The 8,224-nt window shown below is 67.0% G+C and carries 7 protein-coding genes; 5 read left to right on the forward strand and 2 right to left on the reverse strand.

Features of this window, described 5'->3' with window-relative positions:
- Positions 1–893: 893 nt before the first annotated feature.
- From kynU to ACE026_RS14200, 5 genes are all read left to right on the forward strand, one after another.
- Positions 894–2,171 (forward strand): kynureninase, encoded by a 1,278-nt coding sequence (kynU, locus tag ACE026_RS14180; protein WP_486039473.1) that lies wholly within the window; start codon positions 894–896, stop codon positions 2,169–2,171.
- A gap of 34 nt (positions 2,172–2,205) precedes the next feature.
- Positions 2,206–3,573, forward strand: a complete 1,368-nt coding sequence (locus ACE026_RS14185; protein ID WP_486039474.1) for an FAD-dependent oxidoreductase — start codon at positions 2,206–2,208, stop codon at positions 3,571–3,573.
- Positions 3,573–5,012 (forward strand): exodeoxyribonuclease I, encoded by a 1,440-nt coding sequence (sbcB, locus tag ACE026_RS14190; protein ID WP_486039475.1) that lies wholly within the window; start codon positions 3,573–3,575, stop codon positions 5,010–5,012. The genes ACE026_RS14185 and sbcB overlap by 1 nt, the downstream gene beginning before the upstream one ends.
- A complete protein-coding gene (locus tag ACE026_RS14195) occupies positions 5,009–5,695 on the forward strand; it encodes a DUF2461 domain-containing protein (protein ID WP_486039476.1) in 687 nt (228 codons plus the stop codon). Before sbcB ends, ACE026_RS14195 begins: the two co-directional genes overlap by 4 nt.
- A gap of 61 nt (positions 5,696–5,756) precedes the next feature.
- Positions 5,757–6,338 carry a DUF2939 domain-containing protein gene (locus tag ACE026_RS14200; RefSeq protein ID WP_486039477.1) on the forward strand — a complete coding sequence of 194 codons (582 nt, stop codon included), beginning with the start codon at positions 5,757–5,759 and terminating at the stop codon, positions 6,336–6,338.
- Positions 6,339–6,376: 38 nt separating this feature from the next.
- Here the strand turns inward: ACE026_RS14200 and ACE026_RS14205 are convergent, their stop codons facing one another.
- Together ACE026_RS14205 and ACE026_RS14210 are read right to left on the reverse strand one after the other, a co-directional pair.
- Entirely contained in the window at positions 6,377–7,324 is a 948-nt protein-coding gene (locus ACE026_RS14205; protein ID WP_088434636.1) for a 5'-nucleotidase, read from the reverse strand.
- A gap of 79 nt (positions 7,325–7,403) precedes the next feature.
- On the reverse strand, positions 7,404–8,174 hold the full coding sequence (locus tag ACE026_RS14210) for an NAD kinase (RefSeq protein WP_486039478.1): 771 nt from the start codon (positions 8,172–8,174) through the stop codon (positions 7,404–7,406).
- Between the last annotated feature and the right edge of the window lie 50 nt (positions 8,175–8,224).

Below are 8,224 nucleotides of genomic sequence, written 5' to 3' on the forward strand. Positions count from 1 at the left end.
CCCCCCCCCCCACGGTCCCGGAAACCCACCCCCACCGACCCATCCACACTTCGTCGGTGCGCATGGGAAAGAGCAAGCTAGAGCGACCGCCCCTGCTTCTGTTGCTTCTGCTTCTGTTGCTTCTGCTTCTGTTGCTTCTGCTTCTGTTGCTTCTGCTTCTGTTGCTTCTGCTTCTGTTGCTTCTGCTTCTGTTGCTTCTGCTGCTTCGGATTCTGCTCGCGCCCGTTCCAGTTCCAGTTCCAGTTCCAGTGCCAGTGCCAGTGCGGCTATCGCTGCCGTGACTGCTTCTGCTGATACTGCGCCGCAGCCACACAGGCAAGATCAAACTACGCTGGCACCAGCGCCGCCAACCTCGGCGCAGGCATGTAATGACTGCGCCTGCGTCTGCGTCTGCGTCTGCGTTTGAGTCCGGACCAGCTCCGAAAGTTGAGCGAAGACCGGCAAGTTGGGTGAGCGAGCAATACCGTTGTGTCCGATCACGGCGGACAGTGCCAAGCGTCGGCAAGTGGATGCATCGTCCACCGCTGTTGGCTCACCCGGCCTCCGCGCTCAAACTGCACCAGTGAACAGCCCAAGGCGCAGGCGCCCGCCTTTTCCCGTACGCACCGACCAATTGTAAGCGGGTCGGTGTGGGTGGGTCTGCAGGACCGTGTGCGGCATGGATGCCGCACTACGAGCCTACATGGACGTACTTGCGGCGGGTCCAGTAGACCCACCCACACCGGCCCGTACACTGGAACGTCACTCCGTACGCATTGGCGTTGGCGTTGGCTCCGGCCTCCAGCTAGAGCGCCAGCTGCCAGCCCACGCCAAAACAGCACCGCAAGCCAGATTCAGCCCACACCCCCACCACCCGGATAAACTGTCGGCTCACTGACACCGCCGGTTGCACCATGTCCGAACTCCTCAGCCGCACCCATGCCGTTGCCCTGGACGCCGCCGACCCGCTGCGCGCCCTGCGCAACGAATTCGTCTTCCCCCAGCACAACCACCGCGACCAGACCTACTTCGTCGGCAACTCGCTGGGTCTGCAGCCGCGCGGCGCACGTGCCGCCGTCCAGGAAGTCATGGATAAATGGGCCTCGCTGGCCGTCGAAGGCCACTTCACCGGCGACACCCAGTGGCTGCACTACCACCGCCTGGTGAGCGAACAGCTCGCCCGCGTGGTCGGCGCCCTGCCCAGCGAAGTCGTGGCGATGAACACCCTCAGCGTCAACCTGCACCTGATGATGGTCAGCTTCTACCGGCCCACCGCCGAGCGCCCCGTCATCCTCATGGAGGCCGGCGCCTTCCCGACGGATCGGCATGCGGTGGAATCGCAGATCCGATTCCACGGCTTCGATCCGGCCACCGATCTGGTCGAAGTACAGCCCGACGAACCCAACGGCACGATCTCGCTGCAGGCCATCGAACGCGCCATCACCGAACACGGCCCGCGCCTGGCGCTGGTGCTGTGGCCCGGCGTGCAGTACCGCAGTGGCCAGGTGTTCGATCTGGACGCTATCACCCGCATGGCGCGCCTGCAGGGCGCCCGCGTCGGTTTCGACCTGGCGCATTCGGTGGGTAATGTGCCGCTGCAGCTGCACGACATCGCGCCGGATTTCGCCGTGTGGTGCCATTACAAGTACCTCAACGCCGGCCCGGGCGCCGTCGCCGGCTGCTTCGTGCACGAACGCCATCACCGTGATGCCACGCTGCCGCGCTTCGCTGGCTGGTGGGGCCATGAAGAAGCCACCCGCTTCAAGATGGCGCCGCAGTTCGTGCCTGCGGTCGGTGCCGAAGGCTGGCAGCTCAGCAATCCGCCGGTGCTGGGTCTGGCCCCACTGCGCGCTGCCCTCGATGTCGTCGACAAAGCCGGCGGCATCGATGCGCTGCGGACCAAATCGCTGCGCCTGACCGGCATGCTGGATGCGCTGGTGCGTGCGCGCCTTTCGGGCGTGCTGGAGGTGCTGACGCCTTCGGCGCCGGATCGCCGCGGCTGCCAGCTGTCGCTGCGCGTGGCCGGCGGCCGCGAGCGCGGCCGCAGCCTGTTCGAGTACCTGCAGACCGTGGGCGTGCTCGGCGACTGGCGCGAGCCCGACGTGATCCGTATCTCACCCACACCGCTCTACAACCGCTATCTCGACCTGCACCACTTCGTCGAGGAAGTGGAAGCCTGGGCCGGTCTCTGACCCGACTGCCCTCCCCGCCCCCACGGACATCGCCTTGATCGCTACCCCCTCCCGCTCGCTGAGCATCATCGGCGCTGGCCTGGCCGGTTCATTGCTGGCCATCCTGCTGTCCCGCCAGGGCTGGCAGATCACCTTGTATGAGCGCCGCGGCGATCCGCGCGTGAGCGATTACGAGTCCGGTCGTTCGATCAATCTGGCGCTCGCCGAACGTGGCCGGCACGCGCTGCGCCAGGCTGGGGTCGAAGACGCGGTCATGGCCAAGGCGGTGATGATGCGTGGGCGCATGATCCACCCGCGCGACGGCGCGCCGCAGTTGCAACGCTACGGGCGCGACGACAGCGAAGTCATCTGGTCGATCCACCGCAAGGACCTCAACACCACGCTGCTGCAGCTGGCCGAGGATGCCGGTGCCACCGTGCACTTCCACCGCCGCCTGCACACGGTGGATTTCGATGCCGGCTACGCGCGCTTCATCGATGACCGCGACGACCAGCCGCACGACATCCGCTTCGATACCCTGATCGGGGCAGACGGTGCCGGCTCGGCGCTGCGCGCGGCGATGAACCGCAAGCAGCCGCTGGACGAGCGCATCGATTTCCTGGATCACTCCTACAAGGAGCTGGAAATCCCGCCGACCGACGATGGCGGGTTCCGGATCGAGGCCAATGCACTGCATATCTGGCCGCGCGGGCACTACATGTGCATCGCGTTGCCGAACGACGAAGGCACGTTCACGGTCACGCTGTTCCTGCCCAACGAGGGCGATCCGAGCTTTGCCACCACCAACAGCGGGGCCGAGGCCGAAGCGCTGTTCGCGCGCGACTTCCCCGATGCGCTGGCGCTGATCCCGAACCTGCGCCGCGACTGGGAGCAGCATCCGCCGGGCCTGCTGGGCACGCTACATCTCAAGCACTGGCACATGAAGGGCCGCGCGGTGCTGATCGGCGATGCCGCGCACGCGATGGTCCCGTTCCACGGCCAAGGCATGAACTGCGCCTTCGAGGATTGCATCGCCCTGGCCGCGCATCTGCTGGAGCAGGATTCGCTGGGCGAGGCATTCGCTGCATTCGAAGCGGACCGCAAGCCGAATGCCGAGGCGATCCAGCAGATGGCGCTGGAGAACTACCTGGAGATGCGCGACCGCGTGGCCGATCCGCAGTTCCTGCTGCAGCGCGAACTGGAACAGGCGCTGCAGGCCCGCTGGCCGACCCGCTTCGTGCCGCATTACACGATGGTCACCTTCCTGCGTACGCCGTATGCCGTTGCGCTGGCGCGCACCGAACTGCAGCGACGCATGCTCGAAGACGCCACTGCCGGGCACGACAGCCTGGCGCATATCGACTGGGCCGCACTGGAGCGGCTGATCCACGAACAACTGCCCGTCCTGGAGGGTGCGCACTGATGGCCGACAGCTTCCTGTTCTATGACCTGGAAACCTTTGGCCAGGACCCGCGCCGCACGCGCATCGCGCAGTTCGCCGGTATCCGCACCGATGCCGATCTGAACATCATCGAAGAACCGGTCAGCTTCTACGTCAAACCGGCCGATGATCTGCTGCCCTCCCCGATCGCCACCCTGATCACCGGCATCACCCCGCAGCACGCGCTGAGCGCCGGCGTCACCGAGGCCGAGGCGTTCGCGCGGATCAACGACCTGATGGCGCAGCCGGGCACCTGCTCGCTGGGCTACAACACGCTGCGCTTCGACGATGAGTTCGTCCGCCACGGGCTGTTCCGCAACTTCTACGACCCCTACGAACGCGAGTGGCGCAACGGCAATTCGCGCTGGGATCTGCTGGACATGATGCGGCTCCTGCATGCGCTGCGCCCGGACGGCATTGTCTGGCCGCAGCGCGAAGACGGTGCCACTTCGTTCAAGCTCGAGCATCTGGCCACGGCCAACAACGTCCGTCAGGGCGATGCGCATGAAGCGCTGTCCGACGTGTACGCGACAATCGGCCTGGCCAAGCTGTTCAAGCAGGCCCAGCCACGGCTGTGGGACTACGCGCTGAAGCTGCGCGACAAGCGCTTCGTGGGCAGCCTGCTGGATGTGGAGGCGATGCAGCCGGTGCTGCACATCTCGATGCGCTACCCGGCCCAGCGCATGTGCGCCGCACCGGTGCTGCCACTGGCGCGCCATCCCTTCATCAACAACCGCATCATCGCGCTCGATCTGGAGGGCGATATCGAGCCGCTGCTCGATCTGCCGCCGGAAACCATCGCCGCACGCCTGTACACCCGCGCGGCCGACATGGCCGAGGGCGAGCAGCGCGTGCCGCTCAAGGAAGTGCACCTCAACAAGGTCCCGGCGCTGGTCGCCTGGAACCATCTGCGCCCGGCCGACCATGCGCGCCTTGGCCTCGACCCGGCCGCGATCGAGGCCAAGGCCGAGCGGCTGCGCCAGATCGGCCCGGCCCTGGCCGAGAAGGTCCGCCAAGTGTATTCGGGTGAGCGCACGCTGCCGCCGAGCGACGTTGATGCGTCGCTGTACGACGGCTTCCTGGCCGACGGCGACAAATCCCTGATGGCGCGCATCCGCACCAGCCCACCGGCCGAACTGGCCAGCTTCGCCGAGCGCCTGCGCGATCCGCGCATGCCCGAGCTGCTGTTCCGGTACCGCGCCCGCAACTACCTGGACACCCTGGACACCACCGAACGCTCACGCTGGAACGACTATCGTCGCCAGCGCCTGCTCGGCGATGCATCGCTGGGCGAACAGACCCTGCCGCAGTTCACCGCGCAGCTGGATGCACTGGCCGCAGAGCATGCCGACGATGCCGGCAAGCTTGCCCTGCTGCAGCAGCTGCGCGACTGGGGCACCCACCTGCAGAGCAGCCTATGAGCACCTATTTCAGCCCGGCCACCTTCAGCTTCCTGCGTGGTCTGGCCCGCAACAACGACAAGACCTGGTTCAACGAGCACAAGCCGAAGTACGAAGAGCACGTCCGCCAGCCGTTCCTGCGCCTGATCACCGATCTGCAGCCGGACCTGGCCGCGGTCAGCGAGCACTTCCGCGCCGATCCGCGCACCGTGGGTGGCTCGCTGTTCCGCATCTACCGCGATGCGCGCTTCTCCAACGACAAATCGCCCTACAAGAGCTGGCAGGGTGCGCGCCTGTTCCATGAGCGCCGCAAGCAGGTGCCGGCCCCGTCGTTCTATATCCACCTGCAGCCGGGCGAGAGCTTCGTCGGCGCGGGGCTGTGGCATCCCGAGCCGGCCACCCAGCGCAAGGTGCGGCACTTCATCGTCGACAACCCCGGCAGCTGGAAGGCCGCCGCGCATTCGCCGGTGCTGCGCAAGAAGTTTGATTTCGAGGAAAGCGAGAAGCTGGTGCGGGCCCCGCGCGGGTTCGAGCCGGAGTTCGAGTTCATCGACGATCTCAAGCACCGCAACTGGGTGTTCTGGCGCTCGCTGGACGACGCCACCATGACCGGCCCGCGACTGCGCCAGACCATCGCGGCCGACCTGGTCACGCTGGCACCCTTCGTGGATTACCTGTGCGCGGCGCTGGACCTGGAGTTCTGAACTTCACGTGCACTGACGCCCGCTGCGTCAAGCTGGGCACCATGACGACAAGGCAGACCCGATGAAGAAGCTGCTCTGGTTGCTGGTCACCGTGCTGCTGGTGCTGGCCGGCATCGTGTTCAGCGGCCCCTACGTGACCGTGCATGGGCTCAGCCGCGCGATCGAGCAGCGCGATACCGCCAAGCTCGACCGTTACGTGGATTTCCCGATGCTGCGCGCCAACCTGCGCGCCCAGCTGAGCGATTACGTGGTCCGCCGCGCGGGTCCGGACATGCAGTCCAGTCTGTTCGGCGCGTTGCTGCTCTCGGCCGGCGACCGGCTCAGCGCGACCGCCGTGGACGCGCTGGTCACCCCGACCGGCATCGGTGCGCTGCTGGAGGGCCACACCCTGTGGAAGCGCGCCAGCAACGATCTGGACAGCCCCAGCAATGACGCCTATGCGGCGCCACGGCCGGCGCGGCCCCTGAAGGGCGCCACCCATCATTTCGAGTCGCTGTCGCGCTTTACCGCCACCACCTACACGCCGCAGGGCGCGCCGGTGGTCTTCATCCTGCAGCGCTCGGGGCTGCGCTGGCGGCTGGTCGACATCCGCCTGCCATTGAATCCTGACACCACCGCGCCGTCGGTCCTGCCGATCCCGTAGGTGCCCACCGTTGGCGGGCACAGGGGCCCCGCGCTGCATCAACCGTCGTTGGCGACCCCATGCGGCACGTGCCCGGCGGCCACGCTCTGGTGCTGCAGCGCGCTGTCGATGTTGTGCTGGGAATCGTCGAAGAAGATGTCCGCGCCGAAGGCTTCCAGGAACGGGCCCTTGTGGCGGCCGCCGAGGAACAGCGCCTCGTCCAGGCGCACGCCCCACTCGCGCAGCGTGCGGATCACGCGCTCGTGCGCCGGCGCCGAGCGCGCCGTCACCAACGCGGTGCGGATCGGCGCATCTTCGCCCGAGGGGAACACGGCCTGCAGCGTATGCAGCGCCGAGAGAAAGTTGCGGAACGGGCCACCGCTGAGCGGCTCACGGGCGTTCTCACGCTCGTGGCGGCCGAAGGCTTCCACGCCCTGCTCGCGCGAAATGCGTTCGCTCTCATCTCCAAAGATCACCGCGTCACCATCGAAGGCGATGCGCAGCTGGCCCAGCGGACGGCCCAGATCGACCTGTTCGGCCGCGGCGATGGTCTCGCCCGGCGGCTTGGGCAGGATGGTCGCGGCAGCGATCCCGTGCAGTAGCGCGCGCCGTACCGATTCCGGGTTGGCCGACAGGAACAGATCGGTGCCGAACGGCTTCACATACGGCCAGGTCGGCTCGCCCGCGGTGAAGGTCGCGCGGATGATGCCCAGGTCGTAGTGCTGGATCGAATTGAAGATCCGCAGGCCGGTATCGGCGGAGTTGCGCGACAGCAGGATCACTTCCACCCGCGGCTGTTCCGGCGACTGGCCCTGGTTGAGCGCGAGCAGCTTGCGCACCACCGGGAAGGCCACGCCGGGGCGCAGCACATCATCTTCGTGCTTGCGCTGGTACTCGGCGTAGGCATCGACGCCTTCGGCCTCGAACAGCGCGTGGCCCTCTTCCAGATCGAACAGGGCCCGCGACGTCACGGCAACGGTCAGCAAACGGGGGGTGTTGTCGCCCATGGCAATCAGCAATCCAATGCGGCCGCAGCGGCCGGCCAGCCATTCTCCCACAGTGCATGGCCACCACGGCCGTGCACCGTCAGAACATGAACTGCTCGCTCAGGATCCGGTCTTCCAGGTTGTGCTCCGGGTCGAACAGCATGGTGACGCGGCGTTCGCGCGATTCGCGGATGGTCACTTCCACCACATCGCGGGTTTCGTGCGAATCGGCGGTGACGCTGACCGGGCGCTTGTAGGGATCGAGCACGCGGAAGCGCACTTCGGTGTCGGCCTTGAGGATCGCCCCCCGCCAGCGGCGCGGACGGTACGGCGCCAACGGGGTCAGAGCGATCGTGTGCGAGCCCAGCGGCAGGATCGGGCCATGTGCGGAATAGTTGTACGCCGTGCTGCCGGCCGGGGTGGCGACCAGCACACCATCGCCGATCAGCTCGGCCACGCGTTCCTGGCCGTTGAGGTCGATGCCGATGTGCGCGGCCTGGCGGGTCTGGCGCAGCAGCGAGACGTCGTTGTAGGCCAGCGAGCCGGTGGTGGTGCCGGACTCGGTCAAGGCCAGCATCTCCAGCGGCCGCAGGTTGGCCGGCTCGGCGGCCGCCAGGCGCGCGGGCAGATCGTCATCACGGAACTGGTTCATCAGGAAACCCACCGTCCCCAGCTTCATGCCGAACACCGGCTTGTCCAGCGCGCCATAGCGATGCAGCGTCTGCAGCAGGAAGCCATCACCGCCCAGCGGGCACAGCACCTCGGCCTGCTCGGGCGTGTAGTCGCCATAGCGGGCCCGCATCTGTGCCAGCGCGAGCTGCGCCGCTTCGGTGGAGCTGGCCAGAAAGGCGATACGGGGGGTGTCGCTCATCGGTGAATCCGGGTGGGGTATGCCGGCAAGAGCATAACCGTTCGTGGCGG

Source organism: Stenotrophomonas sp. AGC87 (genome assembly GCF_057333975.1).

Coding starts and splice junctions, on each gene's coding strand:
- kynU (WP_486039473.1), top strand. CDS start 894: ATGTCCGAACTCCTCAGCCGCACCCATGCCGTTGCCCTGGACGCCGCC.
- sbcB (WP_486039475.1), top strand. CDS start 3,573: ATGGCCGACAGCTTCCTGTTCTATGACCTGGAAACCTTTGGCCAGGAC.
- ACE026_RS14195 (WP_486039476.1), top strand. CDS start 5,009: ATGAGCACCTATTTCAGCCCGGCCACCTTCAGCTTCCTGCGTGGTCTG.
- ACE026_RS14200 (WP_486039477.1), top strand. CDS start 5,757: ATGAAGAAGCTGCTCTGGTTGCTGGTCACCGTGCTGCTGGTGCTGGCC.
- ACE026_RS14205 (WP_088434636.1), bottom strand. CDS start 7,324: ATGGGCGACAACACCCCCCGTTTGCTGACCGTTGCCGTGACGTCGCGG.
- ACE026_RS14210 (WP_486039478.1), bottom strand. CDS start 8,174: ATGAGCGACACCCCCCGTATCGCCTTTCTGGCCAGCTCCACCGAAGCG.